The organism is Rheinheimera sp. D18 (assembly GCF_004345025.1).
In the GTDB taxonomy this organism is placed as follows: Bacteria; Pseudomonadota; Gammaproteobacteria; order Enterobacterales; family Alteromonadaceae; genus Alishewanella; species Alishewanella metallidurans.
Genome location: NZ_CP037745.1, coordinates 1,241,482 through 1,260,472, shown reverse-complemented (window position 1 = coordinate 1,260,472; position 18,991 = coordinate 1,241,482). Strand labels below are relative to the sequence as shown.

Annotated in this window: 8 protein-coding genes; 1 reads left to right on the top strand and 7 read right to left on the bottom strand. The window is 45.1% G+C overall.

Annotated features, from left to right (window positions below; translation table 11 throughout):
* Nucleotides 1–10 precede the first annotated feature (10 nt).
* The 6 genes from E0Z06_RS05980 to E0Z06_RS05955 all read right to left on the bottom strand — a co-directional run bounded on the left by E0Z06_RS05980 (nt 11) and on the right by E0Z06_RS05955 (nt 14,659).
* The gene (locus E0Z06_RS05980; protein WP_132582819.1) at nt 11–3,127 is read right to left on the bottom strand and encodes an error-prone DNA polymerase; all 3,117 of its coding nucleotides are present in this window, start codon (nt 3,125–3,127) and stop codon (nt 11–13) included.
* A 9-nt stretch (nt 3,128–3,136) separates the two neighbouring features.
* Nucleotides 3,137–4,531: a DNA polymerase Y family protein gene (locus tag E0Z06_RS05975; protein WP_132582817.1), complete on the bottom strand. Its 1,395-nt coding sequence runs from the start codon at nt 4,529–4,531 to the stop codon at nt 3,137–3,139.
* A gap of 4 nt (nt 4,532–4,535) precedes the next feature.
* Nucleotides 4,536–5,204: a translesion DNA synthesis-associated protein ImuA gene (gene imuA / locus E0Z06_RS05970; protein WP_132582815.1), complete on the bottom strand. Its 669-nt coding sequence runs from the start codon at nt 5,202–5,204 to the stop codon at nt 4,536–4,538.
* A gap of 73 nt (nt 5,205–5,277) precedes the next feature.
* Nucleotides 5,278–6,423: a 23S rRNA (uracil(747)-C(5))-methyltransferase RlmC gene (rlmC, locus tag E0Z06_RS05965; RefSeq protein ID WP_132582813.1), complete on the bottom strand. Its 1,146-nt coding sequence runs from the start codon at nt 6,421–6,423 to the stop codon at nt 5,278–5,280.
* A gap of 68 nt (nt 6,424–6,491) precedes the next feature.
* Nucleotides 6,492–8,822, bottom strand: coding sequence for a penicillin-binding protein 1C (gene pbpC / locus E0Z06_RS05960; protein ID WP_132582811.1), 2,331 nt, complete (start codon nt 8,820–8,822; stop codon nt 6,492–6,494).
* Between the two features lie 20 nt (nt 8,823–8,842).
* Nucleotides 8,843–14,659: an MG2 domain-containing protein gene (locus E0Z06_RS05955; protein ID WP_132582809.1), complete on the bottom strand. Its 5,817-nt coding sequence runs from the start codon at nt 14,657–14,659 to the stop codon at nt 8,843–8,845.
* 269 nt (nt 14,660–14,928) lie between these two features.
* Between E0Z06_RS05955 and E0Z06_RS15860 the strand changes: the two genes are divergently transcribed.
* Nucleotides 14,929–16,683 (top strand): PAS domain-containing methyl-accepting chemotaxis protein, encoded by a 1,755-nt coding sequence (locus E0Z06_RS15860; protein ID WP_132582807.1) that lies wholly within the window; start codon nt 14,929–14,931, stop codon nt 16,681–16,683.
* A gap of 28 nt (nt 16,684–16,711) precedes the next feature.
* Here the strand turns inward: E0Z06_RS15860 and E0Z06_RS05945 are convergent, their stop codons facing one another.
* Nucleotides 16,712–18,952: a YgiQ family radical SAM protein gene (locus E0Z06_RS05945; RefSeq protein ID WP_132586711.1), complete on the bottom strand. Its 2,241-nt coding sequence runs from the start codon at nt 18,950–18,952 to the stop codon at nt 16,712–16,714.
* Nucleotides 18,953–18,991: the final 39 nt, after the last annotated feature.

The following is an 18,991-nucleotide window of genomic DNA, read 5'->3' as shown; positions in this document are numbered from 1 at the left end:
AGCTTTCCCATTAATGAAAATCTCGCGATGACAGGTTAAGCTCGGCCAAAAGTGCCGATAAGTCAACTAACTTACCGGCGATAATATGCGTAACCTCACCTTCGCGTTGTAAAATGCCATCTACTTGCAAAATACGCGCGGTTAAAAAGCTTTTCTGCTGTGCCTGCGCAGTAGCTAACCACACGATAATGTTTAAGGTGCCGGTTTCATCTTCTAACGACATAAAGGTAACACCGGCGGCGGTACCCGGCCGTTGACGCAATGTTACTAAGCCACTTACTCGTACAGGGCTATTATGCCGCACTTGCCCAAGGTCAGCGGCAGCTACACTACGCGGCAATTTTGCTGCTTGGCGCAATAAGCCAATAGGATGGTGCTGTAAGCTAAGGCCGGTAGCACTGTAATCCTCTAGTACTTCGGCTACCGCGCTTGGCGCAGCTAAATATGGCGCCGCTGTATACGGCGTAGCTAAGCTTTGATTAATAGCTGCGGTTTCGCTGGGTTGTAACAGTAATTCAGCGCTAAACAATGGCAAGGTATGCTCGGTATCTAATAATTGCCAACGGCTATTATAGCGATCGCCGCTAAGGTTAATTAAGGCATTAGCACTAGCCAAGGCTTGTAAGTCACTGCGGTTAAGCGCTAATTGTTGCAGCTGTGACAAAGTGCGATACCCGCCAACTGGCCTAAGCCTAACCAGCTGTTTAGCACCAGCACTGCTTAGCCCCTTTATTTGCCGCAGGCCAAGCCGAATAGTCTTACCTTGTTGCTCTAACGTAAAATCGTAGTGCGATGCATTAACACATACCGGTAGCACCGCTACGCCATGGCGTTTAATATCTTGTAATAACTGAGATGGGCTATAAAACCCCATTGGATAACTATTGAGTAACGCGCAACAAAACGCTGCCGGATAGTAATATTTTAACCACGCTGACACATAGGCTAATACGGCAAAACTAGCAGAATGTGATTCGGGAAAACCATATTCACCAAAGCCACAAATTTGCTGATAAATACGCTCAGCATACTCTTGGCTATAGCCCCTACTTTGCATGCCATCAACCAGCTTATGTTTAAATGGCAGTAGTTCGCCGGTCTTTTTCCAGCTCGCCATGGCGCGGCGCAACTTATCGGCCTCGCCACCACTAAAACCAGCGGCCACCATCGCCAGTTGAATTACTTGCTCTTGAAAAATAGGTATACCCAAGGTGCGGCCAAGTACGGTTTCAACGGCTTTAGATGGGTAAGTAACGGCCTCTTCGCCATGCCGACGTTTTAAATAAGGGTGCACCATATCACCTTGGATCGGTCCTGGCCGAACGATAGCAATTTGGATCACTAAATCATAATAACTGGCTGGTTTAAGCCGTGGCAGCATGCTCATTTGTGCGCGCGATTCTATTTGAAATAAACCCACCGTATCAGCGCGTTGGATCATGGAAAATACAGCGCTGTCATCACCTAAGTTGCCAATGCCGGCAATACTAAGATCACGGTTAAAATGCTGCTTTACCAGTGAAAAACATTTACGAATAGCACTTAACATACCCAGTGCTAATACATCTACTTTTAATAACGCCAAGGTTTCTAAATCGTCTTTATCCCATTGAATAACCGTGCGCTCATTCATAGCGGCATTTTCTATCGGCACCAGCTCATATAGCGGCCCTTGTGATATAACAAAGCCGCCAACATGCTGCGATAAATGCCGTGGCGCACCGCGTAGCTGCTCTACTAATTGCACTAATTGCTGGGTAAGCTTGCTGCTGGTATCTAGCCCTAAACGGCTAAGTTGCTGCTGCCAGCTTTGGTTGGCATCGCGACGTTGAATATTTTTAATCAGAAAATCTAATTGGCTAATAGGTAAACCCAAAGCTTTGCCAACGTCACGCAGCGCACTTTTAAAGCGATAGCTAATAACCGTTGCCGCCAGTGCTGCCCGCTCGCGGCCATACTTGTTATATAAGTACTGAATAACTTCTTCGCGCCGTTCATGTTCAAAATCGACGTCAATATCGGGTGGTTCTTGGCGCTCTTTTGACAAAAACCGTTCAAACAACACCTGAATTTGCTCAGGGTTAACCGCGGTAATTTCCAAACAATAGCACACCACCGAATTAGCAGCAGAACCACGGCCTTGATATAAAATGCCGTGGTTTTTAGCAAACTGCACCAGATCATGAATAGTTAAAAAAAAGTATTCATATTGCAGCTCAGTGATCAGCGCCATTTCTTTATCGATAATAGCTTGAATACGCGGCGGCACTGCGCCAGAAAACCGCAGTTTACTGCCCTTAGCCACGAGCTTGGCTAAATAGCTGCTAGCGGTTTCGCCTTTAGGCACTAGCTCTGCTGGATATTGATATTTAAGCTCGTTTAAAGAAAACTCGCAGCGCGAAGCAATAGCCACGCTTTCAGCTAACCAGTCGGCAGTAAATAGTTTTTCTAATTTTGACAACGGCCGCAGTGCACGCTCGGCGTTACTCAGTAGCGCTCGACCCAGCACACTAATAGGTTTGCCGGCGCGTATGGCACTAATACAATGCTGCAGTGCTAAGCGTTCAGGTGTGTGCATTAATATTGCGCCACAACACATCAGCGTAAGCTGATATTGCTGAGCAAGCTGCTGACAGTAATCAATAAAACTAGCTTCGTTATGGCTTAGCTGACGCTGCATGGCTAGCCATAATCGTTCGCCATGATATTTTTTTAACCATACAGCCCAATGATTATCACTATCGGCTTCGCCACTGGGTAGCCATAATACAAAACAGTGCTTAACCGACATAAGATCCCATTCGGTTAGGCAATACTCGCCCTTGGCACTGCGCCGTCTAGCATTGGTTATAATTCGGCATAGCTCGCTGTAAGCGGTTTTATTGGGGCAAAGCAGCACCAGCTTTAATTGTTCTAGCTGAAAATAACTGCCAACAATAAGCTTAATATTGAGTTGTTGGTCTTTAATGTGTCGATAAGCCCTAACCACGCCCGCAACCGAGCATTCATCGGTTATAGCCAGTGCGCTGTAGCCCAAGGCATCAGCTTGTTGCACCAACTCTTGTGGGCTAGAAGCGCCTTGTAAAAAACTAAAATGGCTTTGGCAAAATAATTCAGCATATTGCATAACTAGCCCTTAGCTAAATAGCCCTTGCACAAACCAGCGCTGCTCTGGCGTACGATATAGCCATAGCCATTGCCCCGTCTTACTGCGGCCAACAAAGTAATCGCGCTGTGCATGCAGCTGCCAACCGTCTTGGCATAAACGTTCTGGCCCGCTATTAATCTCTATTGTTTCGTTAAGTGGCAAGGGTTTAGCTAATAAAAATGCGGGCCGAAGCGTTAATGCTGCTATCTGTTGATTGGCCGACATCAGAGGGGAATGCTGGCTACTGGCCAGTTCGGGCCAATGTTGATTTTCTAAATTAAGCCCGGTTACCGCCGCGTTACCCAACTTAGCTTGCAGCGTAGCAACTAGCTGTAACGCAGAAACATTGCCTTGTTGCGGCTGAAACAAGTCATCATTAAGCTGCTGCGGGCGAGTAAAGCTATGTACTTTAAGCTTTAGGCCGGTTACCGGCTCCGGCAACATTAATCGCTCTAAATGGTGCTGGCATAAGGTGAGCCAGCGCTTTGCACTGCTTTCAGCCTGAGCTGAGCCAACCTCTAATAACAAAGCGGGTTTAGCACGAAAAAACAGGCTGATCTGCAATTGATGACACCGAGCATTGGCCCGTGTGAGCTGCTGTTCTAACTGCGTTAACAGTGAAGACAGCGGTGCTGTTAGGCCCTTGGTGTCGGTAATGTCGTACAATAATTCAAGATAACGGCTAAAACCTTGCTGTGGCTGAATATAATTAAGTGCATGGTAAAAATCGCCCCGTAATTGGCCAAGATAATTGAGTAACCGGCTATCAAAGCGTCGCGCCAGCTCTGCGGTTGCTAAGTTAAGTAATTGACCAAGATTATGGATCCCTAACCGAGTCAGTTGCTGCTGTATATCGGTGTCTAGCTCGGTGGCATTAAGCGGGCTGCGCTTTACTATTTCAAAAGATGAACTGACGTTATCCGATACGCTATTTAATTGTAACCGAGCTAAACATTTGGCAATAAAAGGCGTGCCGCCGGTAGCATAAAAATACTGATATGGCAGTAAAGCTAGTTCTGCCGTTACCGCTTGCCAATAACCGTTAATCCCCTGATACAGCGCCAGCATATTACATAAACGTAAATACAAGCCCGATGGTGGGTCTAAGGCAATATCGCTACTTACTTGGTACAACTGTTGCGCCACACTTTGTAGTGCTTGTTGCTGAGCATCAATTTGGTAAGGAATAAGCTGTAAGTTAGGACATAACGCGGCAGCCGTGCCTAACTGCATACCCAGTTTAATACCAAGCTCTGTTGCCTGCTTATTGCACTGCACAATTTGGTGTTTTTCATCTACCACGGCAATAGGTAATTTTACCGTGGTTTCACTCGTTAGGCTTTCTAGCTGCAACGCCGGAAACTGCAAATATAAATACAGCACAGCGTTAACCCACTTTACGTTCGGTTTGCCACGCTTGGCTATTAAGACAAAGTTGCGGCCAACGGCTGTGCATTCTGAGTAAAAATGGTGATGTGGGCCAACCGCCTTTACGCTTTAATACCGTTAACTGCAGGCCTTGTGGGTGTGCGGTCAGCTTGATACTTAAATTAACGGGTAAACTTAAACCAAGGTGTGGTCGCCTAAATATAACTAAGCTAGCCTGTCCGTGCTCGGCAGCAAGCTGCAAACGCCTAGCCTGTGCCAGTTTAATAGGCGTTTGCCACAACAACACCGCACTAGCACAACCACTTTGTAAGCATTGCTCTGCCGCCCATAACGCCTCTTTATTATTTTTTGGTGAAATAATCACTAACTGAGCAAGGTTAATGCCTGCTGCAGCCAACATATCGGCACTGGGCTGGGCTAGCGGTGAAATAAGCACTAACAAGCGCGCGGAATGCTGTTGCTGTTGTTGCAAATAAGGTAGCAGCAAACGCAACTCACCAATGCCGAAAGCGGTTTGAATATCTATTAGCCCAGTTGCCGGAAAACCGCCCGCCAGTTGTTGGTCTAACTCGGCATAGCCAGTTGCAACCGCTTGATAAGCCGTTTGTTGGTTGTTACCGCGCCACAACAGTTGACGCCGTGTTAACTGCTCTAATAAAGCCGACATTGCCGCCTCGCCGCCAAACCACACTGTATATTGATACAGTATAATCCGTGTTAACCAGGATGCAAGTGCCTTGTTAGGCTTGACGCTGTAATAGTGTTAGCACTTCAAAATGATTGCTGTGGGCAAACATGTCAAACAGCTGAACTTTTAATAACTTATACCCCGTAAGCAACGTGAGATCGTCGGCTAAGGTTTTTGCATTACAGCTAGAATACAGTAACCATGCTGGGGCTAAACGGGTTATGTCCTGACATAGCTGCTGGCCAAGGCCACGTCGTGGCGGATTAACGACCATTAAATCCGGCGCTTGGGCTACTGAATGTGCAAAAGCTGCTGAATCAAGAGCTTGAAACTGCATATCAACAAAACCTAGCTCAGTAGCTGAGCGACTAGCGCAAGCTATAGCCGCTGGCGCAATTTCAATGCCTATCAAGCGTTGTTTTGGCGTGGCAACATGTAAACCAAAACCACCAACGCCACAAAATAAATCCCAAATAGTGTTAAAACTACCCTGTTGCTGCTGTAACTCTGCGGCCCAGTTCGCCGCCGTTTGATATAAACATGCCGCCATTACCGGCTGTGTTTGAAAAAAGCTCTGCGGCTGTAAATATAACGGAATGTGGTTTAAACGTTCGGCTAATAGGTGTTGCTCGGTTAGTAAAATTTCAGTGTCACCCTCTAATACCGCTGCCGGTAGTGGCTGCAAATTAACTGAACAGAGCTCAAGTTCGGGTAACTGTTGCAATAACCAAGGTAAATGCTTTTGTATTGAGGCTAGACAATTTTTTGACCGCAACACAAAACGCAGCATAAAACGGCCGGTATGCAGGCTTTGGCTTAGCAAGATATATTTAAGCTCGCCACAGCGCGAACTAATATGATACGGCGTAAGCTTAGCGCGCGAAATAAAGGCCTTACACAAGGCAAACACCGGCACAAAACTGCTGGGATACAGCGGACAATCAGCAAGATCGACAGTTTCACCTTGTGCATTAGTAATACCCAAGATCGGCTGCTCTGTTGTGCCTAGCACCACCATTTTTGCTTTATACCGAAACGCTTGTTCACTACTTGGTACGGGGTCAAGTATTTTTTCGGCATTAAACGGCGCAATTAACTGAGTTAATTCTTGTTGTTTATCGGCTAACTGTTGTGAATAAGGCTTATATAACCAGTGGCAAGACTGGCAGCGTTTGGCTTCAAAATGGTGACAATACATACAATGGCCTGATTATATTCAGCTGTTATTTTAACGCAGCTTTTTATAATCACGCAGCAAAAATTAACTTATTCTATCGATAAATACTGGCTGGCTACACCACCTAGGTTATCTACGACACGCAGCTGAAACTGCCCCACCTCGCCTTGCCAAAATAGTGTTTCACCTGGTGCAACTGCACCCAGATAGCGATTATCAATAAACCAGTGCGCTTGAGTTACCGCACCATCAAAACTGGCTTGCAAAGCAATTTGTTGTTCAGTTATTTTACCTAGCTGATAAGTAACATATTTTTGTGGCGAACGAATTTGTGGGCTCTGCTGTGACACTATAGGCTGGTTAATACAAGCCTGTTGATAAGCCGGTGGTTGTGCCAACACCACACCTGATAACTGATAGGCCTTAGCAATATCAGATGGCCAAAATTCAAATACCTTAAGCTGGGTTTTAGGTGGCTGGTGCCAGCAAGCTCGCAAGCCTGTATTAGTAAATATTGGCACCGCACGATGTACATCAGACAGCTTAATTGGCGACACTCCGGGTATAAACCAACCTAGTTGTGTTTGCGGACAATACTTATTTGGCAAGTCACCACTACGACTACACAGGGCAACCTGTTTAACATTCAATTTGCTTGAAGGGGTAAACAACCGCTGATTAAGCTCGGGCTGTTCGGGTAATAACGCCAGCAATTCAAATAATAATGGCCCGGCAGCACTGCGCCCCACTAAATTGGGATTACTGCTACCATCAAAGTTACCCAACCATACGGCGAGCACATAATCACCGCTTAAACCAATAGACCAGGCATCACGAAACGCATAGGAAGTGCCTGTCTTCCAAGCAACATGGGCACTTTCTGTTAACTGTTGCACTAAACTCGCCTGTGGTTTTGGCTGTTGTCGCAGCATATCTAGCGTTAAAAATGCCGCTTCAGGGCTTAAAAGTTGCTGGCTTGTGGCCTGCGCTTTATGCTCAGCTTGCCAAGTTAGAGGTTGCCAGTTGCCAGAATTGCCCAGCATGGCGTAAAGCTGCACTAACTGCGCCATACTTATTTCCATACCGCCAAGCACTAAGGCTAAACCATAATAGTCCGCACTTTTGGCCAGTGGCACTCCAGCTTGTTTTAACCACTGGTAAAAATCAGGGTGGCTTAACCTTGCTTGTAGCTGCACCGCAGGTAAATTTCGACTATTAATTAGCGCATCAGTTGCGGTAATAGGCCCTGAAAACTGGCGGTCAAAGTTTTCGGGGTTAAAACTGCCATAGCGCCGAGGTAAATCACTAAGTAAGCTTTGTGGATGAATAATGCCTTGTTGCAATGCTAACGCATAGACAAAGGGTTTTAATGCCGAGCCTGGCGAGCGTGCTGCCGTAACGCCATCGACCTGACCGAAGATCTCAGTGTTATCAAAGTCGGCCGAACCTAGCCAAGCTTGCACTTGTAAGGTGCTTCGTTTTACCAATAATACACTGGCGTTAGTAAATCCCTTATCGCTATGACGGGTTAAGTACGCCCTAACCTGACGCTGTATCCGTTGCTGTAAATCATGTTCAATACTGGTATAAAACCGGCCTTCAGTATGATGCTGAGCCTGCAGTTGGTTAATAAAATGTGGTGTGTTAAAAGGGATATCAGCGCGGGTAAAATAGCTTAGCGGTAAAGCTAAACGCTTGGTATTACTGCTACTTAGTGCTGTATTCTGTTTATGTTCTAGCCATAGGTTAATTAAACGCTGACGCGCTAGTTCAAGTTGTTGCTGACCTTGCTTACTTAGTGGGCTACGTAAATTGGGGTTTTGTGGAATGACACTCAGCGCTAAGGCTTCTGGTAAGGTTAGTCGTGATGCTTCTTTACCAAAGTAAATTAAGCTTGCGGCTTCTACTCCTTCAATATTACCGCCATAGGGCGCGTAATTAAAATAGGCCTCTAAAATATCATCTTTACTGTAGTGCCACTCTAAACATAACGCGTAAAACAGCTGTTGCAGCTTACCGCTAAAGTTAGAGGTGTTTAGCTGAAACCGTAACCTTGCTAACTGCATACTAATTGTTGACGCGCCTTGACGACGGCCACTTTTAATAATGCTTTGCCAAAAGGCACGGCCTACCGCTAAAAAATCGACACCAATATGCTGATAAAACTGGCGGTCTTCATACAACAAGGTGGCTTGTTGTAACTCAAGTGCAATATCACTAAGTGCTACCCGTAAACGATAACGCTCATCAGCAGCTAAGCGCAAGCTAAGCAACCGACCATTAGTGGCAAAATAGGCACTCGCTTGTTGATAATGCGGATAGAGCTGGGGCTTAGGCGTTAGCAGTAACGCCAGTAACCCCGCTAGCAGTAATAGCACGGGTGCAATTAATAACGCTTGCACCCATTTACGCTTTAACATGGCCATACTGTTAATAACATCTAGTGTGCCGGGCTTACCACGAACCGCCCAGCCGCCGTATTCGCGTTGACAGAACGATCGTACATTGATTCTGCATGCACCGTTGGTATGACAAAATTACCGGCTGCGGTTACCTTTACTTGGTAAGTCAGCTCGGTCATTTTCGGACCAAACGGTGCAAAGTAAACAATACGGTCTTCGCGAATATCAATATAATCGGCGCGCCAGCCATGTTGCTGCCTGGCAACTGAGCTGCGTACTACGCTAAAACCAGCAGGTAATAAGTCAATGACTGCCACGTTATTATGCCAAGTATCAGTTAAACTGCGCACACGTAAGCGCACGGTTAATTCCTCGCCTTGTTTGGCCGTCGTTACTACCTTACCTTCTGCATTTAGGTAATCACGCACCACCTCTAACTGATTAGCTACCGCTTTCGTTGCCGGTTGCTTAGCAAAACCCGCTTCGTTTACGGCATAAAATAATTGTTGCTGGCTTTCAATGACGATCTGCTCAGCGGCAACATTAAAGGCCGCACTTGGCATCGCCGTTTTATTATCAGCTAGGGCTAGCGGACTTCGCTCACCTTTGCCATCTAACTGATAAAACACTACCGATGCGTCATCAATATTAGGTTGCAATTTACTGTATGCCGCCAGCGCTAATACCGAATAGGCGGTAGATATCGTATTGTACTGGCCATCAAATACCGGCTGCAGCAGTTGCAAAATTTGCTTGCCATCTACGGCTTTCGCCTTATCACTAAAGTGGTTTGCCAATAGATACACATACTGCGCGTCTAAACTCAGCTGCGACTGAAACTCAGGGTTAGCAAAGGGCGGCAACGGTGCAGCAATGCGCGCTAAATAATCGTGTTGCAAGGTTGATACCTTGCCTAACCGATAACTAGACAATAAGCCCTGAGCTAACTCAGGCTTTTGTAGCAACTGGTAACTGGCTGCCATATAAATAGCGGTAATATCACCTTGCCATGCCTGTTTATGCTGCTTTTCTAGGCGTTCATGTAACTCAACCAAATAGTTGGTAGTTACAACACCGCTGCGGGTTAGCAAATAAATAGCGTTAGCGCGTAACCTAGCCTGATATAAGTTGGCACCACTTAACCGCGCAACATTAAGCAAATACTCAAGCCCTTGCTGATACATATAATCTGGCACGGCTAAGCCTTGCTCACGGGCTTCTAGCAAGAAATGCATGACATAAATGCTAGGGAAATCAGCACTGGTGTAGCCTCCCGGCCAGAAGCTAAAGCCGCCATCACTTTGTTGCCGTTGCGCTAAGTTTTGTATCAGTACGGCAAATTTCTCATTAAGCTGCGGCCATTGTGCTTGATACGATGGTTGTTGCACTAAACCGATCCAAGGAAAAACTTGCGACACAACTTGCTCGGTGCAACCGTGCGGGTATTGCGCTAAATAATTGGTAAAGCCGTCAGCCAATACCAACGGCTTAGCCGACGCGATAACATTTAACTCAGCAAATTCGGGATATAAACCCATACGAGTATTTAGCTTTACCGGCCCGTTATTGGCATAACCCGCATGCAGTGTTGATTGATAATTGCTGGCAGGACGAATGCTTAAACTCACATTGCGATTAGCTTCTTCGAGTAGTTCATCCTCTTGATAGCGAGCACTAAAGCCAATACTAGCCTCGCCGGGCTGCTCACCCGCTTTTACGCGGAAATGCACACTTTTCTCGCTATTTTCGCTTATGTTTAATGTCTGTTTAATCTCGCCTATTGCCGTTAAATTAGCAGGCAAGTTTAACTGCACCGTAATAGCGGCATCTTTGCCTGAGCCTTTAACGCCGTTGGCCACTGCCACACTTACGTCAAATTCATCGCCGGGCGCGGCGCTGGTTAATACTTCAGGTGTTAACACAAAGGGGCCACGCACGCGTAAATCTTTACTGGTTGCCGATAGCGCTTCTTCGCTTACCGCTACCGCCATTACTTTAAGGTTGCCGCTAAAGCTAGCCGGTACGCTTACTTGCGCGGTGTTAAGTTCAGTATCAGCTTTTACCTTACCTAACCAAAACACGCCTGGTTGCTCGGCTCTACGCGCAAAGGGGTTCAGGTTTTTATTTAGCATCATACCTGCCATCGCCATGCGTTCAGTGTCACCACCGATACCGGCGCGCTGGCGTTGTAAGGCATTAAATTCTGGCAATATAAGGTCAAGCATTTGCAAGCTACGTACTTGCAGTGCCCGTTTTTGCAGGTAATGCGACAGCGGATCCGGAAGCTTATAAGCCGCGACCTGCAAAATACCTTCATCTACACCGTAAAGCAGTAAATCGGCTGGGCGATCAGTTTTATAGCCGATAGTAAAGGTTTTACCTGGCCGCACTTCTTCTGGCACTACTAAGCTAATAGCTAATTGGCGCTTGCTACGGTCGATATTAAACGGCACCACAGCATAACTGAGTGGGCTAACAAACAGCGCATCAGAATCAGCACCGCGAACAAAGCTAACGTTAATATAGGCATTACCTTCTATGCCCTCTGGTAAACGAATACGCTGTATGCTGCTGGTAGTGTCAGCAGTAAACCAGCTAAAACCATGCACCTTGTCACTTTCAATGCTAATTAAACCCGCACCGGTGTAAGGCGCGGTAATGTTAAGTTCTATCCAATCGCCAGCTTTATAATCACTTTTATCTAAACGCACACTTAGGGCGGCGTTTTTCTCAAGCATCGCGCTAATGTTACCTGCGCCAATTACGCTAAAAGCCACTTTACCCATTAGCTGTCCGTCTTGGCTTAGCTGCAATTCAAAATCACCGGCGTTGTCGGTGGGTAACTGATAAGGGGTGCTCACTGCGGCAATACTAAATGGCGTTTCAGATACGGTAATATCTTGCACTATGCTTTGATACTGATAAGTACCATCGTTTTGTTTTACTAAGCTAGACAGCGCGCGTTTTTCTACTAGCTTCAGGCTTAAGTTATCTAAGGTTATTTGCTGTAACGCATTATTAATGGCGATAAACGCTAAACTGCGGCTTTGTTGTTTTTTCAAATAACTTAGTTCGCCATCGCTTTTCACGCCAATTAACGCACTTAACGGTGATAACAGCGCACTACTCATAGTACGCACACTTTTACCACCGCCGCTTTCAAAGCCTTCGCTGGTTAACATTAAGCGATAGGTGCCCCCGCTATATTGCTGTAACGGTAAAACAAAACTGGCTTTACCATCAGTATCGGTTTGCTGTTCGTCTAGGTCTTGTTTAATTCGCGTGGTTTTAATATTGTCGTCTTGTGGCGCAATAAAACGATACTCGGGATATTCAGTAAAGCTAAAGCTGGCAGGAATTAATTCAAACTTGGCGGTTACTCTGCGCTGCTGCGCCGGCGTACCAAACAGGTTATCTAGTTGTATATTTGCTTGTAAGTTTTCTGGCGCTAACCAGCCCTTACCGCTTTGGTTAAAGCTGCTGCTAATTTTCAGCGTGTCGGGTTGAAATTCTTCAACGGAAAAATCTACCGAACCCAAATATTGCTTAGCGTTACCTTTACTGTCTAACAAACTGATGCTGGCGTTATAGTTACCGGTGTCGGTGCTAGGCTCAGTGTCCAAACTAAAAGTGTGCATACCACGTTCAGTTAAGCTGAAATTCTGTTGCCAAAATGTGGTACCGCGCGGCCCCTGCACCTGTATTTTTAATGGCAGCTTTTGCTCGGCTAATGACAAGTCGTTATGGCGAATAATAGCCGCTAATTGCACCTGTTCACCCGGGCGATAAATGCCACGATCGCTAAACATATAGGCACTAAGCGCCTTGGCAGTTTGCTCATCTTGATAACGGCCATCGGTATTAAACTTAGAGTAATCAAGCTGGCGGCTGTATCTGTCATAAGGTATAAAGCTGCTGTCGCTAATGCCGGCTTGGTTGGCACTAACTAAATACACCACAGGTTCGCGCTCACGCTTAAGGCCGGTAGTTTTACCTAGCAGTAACGAGCCCTGTGCATCAGTTGTACCGCTAAGTACTGGCACGCCATTTTTACCCAGTAACGATACCTTAGCACCAGCTACCGGTTTGCCATTGGCTACCGACATAACAAATACTTGTTGTGAGCTATCGGCATTGTGCTTAACCAATAAGCCCAAGTCGGTGACTAAGACCACGCGTTTATCTAACTGTGAGCCCTCATCCTCTGGGTGCTTAGGATCAAATTCAGACAACTGAATAAAAAACATGCCCATGCCAGCTTTAGCTAAATAAGGTTTTAACTCTAAGGCTAAGTAATTAGCTTGTTTTGCATGGCTATTGGCTAAGCTAAAGGTTTTTTCAAACACACTACTAATGTTGGTTTCATCAAAGCCATAGCTATTAAAATAAGGCTGGCTGATATCACCACCGGTTTGGCTAATAAAATGATTAAGCTGATCCGGTAATAATTTAAATAGTTTTACTTTTACGCCTTTAAGGCCCCGAGTTAGTAACTGCAGCTTTTGTTCACCACTTAGCGTAAGCATGGCGCCTTCACCTACTACCCGCGCTTCTTTAGGGTATTCTGGTGCACTAACTACGGCACGATATTCTTGCGCTAGGGTAAAGTCGCTAATAGATTGCAGCCCTTTAGGTACACTAACAAATACGCTAGTTCCTTCAGGCAAATCTAGCTTAATACTAAAGCCATTACTGTGTGCCTCTGGGGTTGGCATTAACTCAAACTGCTGCAAACTGGCTTGCTGCAACACGGTACTATTTACTTCACCCACAGCCCAATAATTTGACTTACGCTTTGGGTGTTTAGGTAATACATATAATTTCAGTTTTTGTTGTAGTTCTTGCCGGCTAATACGATCAGTAAAACTAAGCAGCAGCATTTGTTCGGGTTCTAACTCTGGCGTGCGAATAATGTCAGTGCGTATTTCATCCACTTTTAAAAAGCTGCTTTTATCAGGTACCAGTAGCTGCTCGCTTTGTTGCTCGGTGGTTTTGCCATCACCTTGCAACGCCGTAACCTTAGCGTTTAATAATACGGTTAAATATTGCTCACGTTCTGGCAAGGTTAACGGCACAGACTGCAGGTAAAACTCGCGGTTGGTTTTATCGGCTGTTAAAGTAAAATCGAGGCTTTGTGCTTTACTATTTTTATCACTGCCACTGGCGCGCATCAGCATAGACAATTGTTTTTTCACACTATCAAGTAACACTGGGTGACTAAAGTTTAACGTCGCAACTACCTGACGCGTGTTCGGCTCGGTCGGGTGTTGATAAAAACGTAAGCGATTAATTTCTGCCGTTAGCGGTTGGCTATCAATACGGTATTGCTGCTTGCTTAAATTAATATCGTTAGCAAAAATACTTTTATTCAGTGTTACCTGATATTGCTGTCCTGCTGGCCACGCTTGCTCGGGGGTAAAGCTTAAGCTGTTTTCATCTTGCCATAACCATTTACCGGCAATAACGGGGCTAATAGTCACACCATCGGTTAACACCTCGCCAATTAAATCTAAACGCGCAGCTGACAGTGCCGTAACCGGCATAATTTGGCGGCTGCCTGTGTCGTAATCGTAGTCAAAGGTTAGCGTAACCGAAGTTGGTTGTTCCACATCGTCTTGATAATCGCCTAATTCAGGGCCGTGTACGCTCGCCACTACCTGCAACGGTTTAGGTAAATGCTGATAATAGTAATAACCACCTATTCCAGCGCCAATCATGGCAATTAACAATACAAAGCCACCCCAAAACTTAATAGGTTGCTGTTTCGCCTGATAGTTAAGCCGTTGTAGCCAATGAGGTGCAGTCCAATTTACCGAACCAAAAACTTTGTTAAGAAAAGACGCTGAACCAGGCATAAACTATCCTTGTATTGTCAAAATTGATGCTTTCTTATGATGCTTTATTGTATTTCGCTAATTTGTTTAAACAACTTACCTTAACAACTTAGCCGCGCTGTAGCCGCAGCTAGTATAAACGGCAAATGTTAATCACTGATGAATTATAGCAGCTTTCAACCACAACTCTTCCTACTCAAATGCTTTAGATATATGAAAAGTAGAAAAAATTTGCGTAATCAACAACCACTTACTAGCTTTAATAAGGTCACAACTTAGAGAGAACGCCTATGTTCAGTTTTTCTTCAAATGCTGGCAATATCATCACAGCTATTAATGCTACCCAAGCCGTTATTCAATTTTCGTTAGACGGTATTATTCAATCGGCGAATGATAACTTTCTTAAACTTTTGGGTTACAGCAGGAACGACATTGTTGGTAAACACCACAGTATTTTTATTGATACTGACGTAGTAGGCTCTGAATCATACAAGTTATTTTGGCAGCAACTTCGTGCCGGCAACTCGAGCAGCGCCGAGTTTAAACGCAAAACAAAGGCAGGTAATGATGTCTGGATCCAGGCAACTTACACGCCAATTGTAAAAAATGGTAAAGTTGAACGCGTAATTAAATTTGCTACCGATATTACACAGCAAGTGTTGGCTCGGGCAAATTTGGAATCGCAAATACGTGCCATACATAAAGCCCAGGCCGTTATCGAGTTTGGACTAGATGGCACTATTATTGACGCTAATGATAACTTTCTTACGTTAGTTGATTATCAACTGGCCGAAATTAAAGGCAAGCATCACCGAATTTTTGTTTCTGACACTGAAGCAAACAGTAATGCCTACCAGCAGTTTTGGCAAAAATTACGCGCCGGTGAATATCAAACTGCAGAGTACTTACGCCTTGGTAAACATAATAAAGAAGTGTGGATCCACGCAACTTATAACCCAATTAAAACACCTGATGGCAAAGTGATTAAAATTATTAAATTTGCCAATGACATTAGCGCAGAAGTACAGCAACGTGCTGAGTTTCGCTTACTGTCGATGGTAGCTAATGAAACCGATAATGCCGTGATTATTACCAATCCTAAACGTGAAATACAGTACGTAAACCGAGGCTTTTCTAAAATGACGGGTTACGATGCCGCTGAAATTATGGGTTGTAGCCCAAAAAACTTTTTAGTTGGGCCTAAAACCCATCCCGACACCACAAAACGTATTATTGCCGAATTAGACGCGCCTAACCCATTTTACGATGAAATAGAAATACATAAAAAAAATAATAATGCGCTCTGGGTATCGATAACCAGTAACCCCGTGTTTAACACACAGAATAAACACATTGGCTTTATTGCTATTTTAGCCGATATTACTACCGTAAAAACCAATGCCTTAGACTTTGAAACTCGGCTTAGCACCATTAGTCAGTCACAATTGTTAGTAGAATGGGATAAAGCCGGTGTATTTATTCAAGCTAATAATTACCCCAGTAAAACATTAGGTTTTATGCAGCAGCGTTTTGAGCAAGCAATCCCCAGCTGGACCACACTATTAACTGAACCACAAAAAGCCGCCTTACTGCAGGGGAAAACGGTAGATATCGATTTAAAGCTGAGTGTTGATAAACGAGATATTTGGTTTGGCACTACCCTCACCGCAGTAAAAGATGTATATGATAACGTTAGTAAAATCATTCTGTATGGTACTGATATTACCGAGCGTATTAGCGTAGTTAAGCAATCGGAAGTGGTGATGACTAAACTATTAGAATCAGGCGCTAGTATTAATAATATTGTTTCAACCATTAATACTATTGCTGATCAAACTAACTTGTTGGCACTAAATGCCGCTATTGAAGCGGCCCGTGCTGGCGACGCCGGTAGAGGCTTTTCGGTAGTAGCTGATGAAGTACGTACCTTGGCATTGAAAGCGGGTCAGTCGGCTAGCGAAATTAACGCTGTGGTTAGCCAAAATCAAAGCTTACTAAAAAGCTTAGCCGCAACATTAAACACCTTAAATAGCCAACAACATTAACGCCAACAATAAACGCAGTAGCAGCCGATTAAGGCTGCCGGTTGCTTCTTACTTTAGGCTTGCCTTTTTGCCCTGCATTATTAGCCGCAGGTTCATGGTTTTTTGCGAACGGCTTTTTCGCTGTTTGCGCCACCGCTTTTGCTGCAGGGTTTAAGCCTGTATGTCGACTTAGTGCGGGCTTTCCACTGCGGTTGGGCTTTTTAAATTGTTCATCTTTACTTTCTGCCGGCACTAAACAACCTTTACTACGGCCAATTAAATGCTCTAGCTTTAAGCGTATTAACGCTTCACGGATCATCGGCCAACCTTTAGGATCATGGTAGCGCAATATTGCTTTATGTAAGCGACGTTGACGCTCACCTTTAGGTACCGGCACCACTTCGGAGTTCGCTTTATTAATATTTTTTAGCGAATTCATTTCCGTATGATAAATAGTGGTCGCGTTGGCCATAGGGCTAGGATAAAAGTTCTGTACTTGATCCAGTTTAAAATCACGTTCTTTTAACCATAAGCCAAGGTTAACCATATCTAAGTCTGTCGTACCTGGGTGAGCAGAAATAAAATACGGAATTAAAAACTGCTCTTTACCGGCTTCTTTACTAAAGCGGTCGAACATTTCCTTAAATTTATCATAAGCTCCCATGCCAGGCTTCATCATTTTTGACAGTGGGCCATCCTCTGTGTGCTCAGGCGCTATTTTTAAATAACCGCCTACGTGATGCTGCACTAGTTCACGCACATAGTTAGGGTCTTGCACTGCTAAATCGTAGCGTACGCCTGATGCAACTAATACCTTTTTAATACCCGGTATAGTGCGGGCTTCACGGTATAACTCTACCGTTGGGCTTTGATCGGTATCCATATGTTCGCAAATAGTTGGATAGACACAGCTGGGCCTGCGACAAGTTTGCTCGGCCTTGGGATTTTGACAGTTTAGGCGATACATGTTGGCCGTTGGTCCGCCAAGATCAGAGATTATGCCGGTAAACCCTGGGATCTTATCGCGAATATCTTTAACTTCTTGCATGATCGATTCTTTTGACCGACTTTGAATAATGCGGCCTTCATGCTCAGTTATGGAACAGAATGAACAGCCACCAAAGCAACCGCGCATAATGTTTATCGAGGTTTTAATCATTTCGTAGGCGGGTATCTTATTTTGTCCATATACCGGATGAGGCACACGCTGGTATGGCAAACCAAATACTAAATCCATTTCTTCGGTACTAAGCGGAAATGCTGGCGGGTTTACCCAAATATGTCTATCACCATGGCGCTGCATAATAGCGCGAGCACAACCGGGGTTAGTTTCTTGGTGCAAAATACGAGATGCATGAGCATACAGCGGCTTGTTTACACTGACCTGCTCAAATGCTGGCAATTTAACGTAGGTTTGCTCCCAAGGCTTTGGCCGAGCTGTTTGCACCATAATAGGTTTAGCTTCAGCCGCAACCGGCTTGGTTAAGTCGATACCTTCTTTAGCAAATTCAGAATAGCTGCTGCAGCCTACATCATCTGCACCATAAGGATTATAAATAGGGTCAATACGACCAATTTTATCAATGGCGGTAGAATCAACACCGCGCCAATGTGGTAAAGCTTCTTTACGAATAACTGCGGTGCCACGCACATCCTGTATGTCGCTTATGGCCTCACCAGAGGCGATACGATATGCCACTTCTATTAATGGCCGCTCGGCATTACCGTAAATAAGTATGTCAGCTTTCGCATCAAAAATAACCGAGCGTCGCACCTTCTCTGACCAATAATCATAATGGGCAATACGGCGCAAGCTGGCTTCAATACCGCCAATAATAACAGGCACATCGTTATAAGCCTCTTTACAGCGCTGTGTATAGACAATAACCGCACGATCGGGTCTTTTACCGCCAATATCGCCAGCGGTATACGCATCGTCATGGCGTATTTTTTTATCTGCAGTGTAGCGGTTAATCATCGAATCCATATTACCCGCCGATACGCCATAAAACAGATTTGGCTTACCTAGCTGCATAAAGTCGTGCTTACTATTCCAGTCAGGCTGACAAATCATACCCACTCTGTAGCCTTGCGCTTCTAACATGCGCCCAACCACCGCCATACCAAAGCTTGGGTGATCAACGTAGGCATCGCCAACAACTAAAATAATATCGCAACTATCCCAGCCGAGAGTGTCCATCTCAGCACGAGACATTGGCAAAAATGGTGCAGTACCGTAACATTCTGCCCAATATTTTGGGTAAGAAAATAGGTCTCGCTCAGGCGCCATGCGTGCTACAGGAGCAGATTTGCGAAGATTAACGCTAGC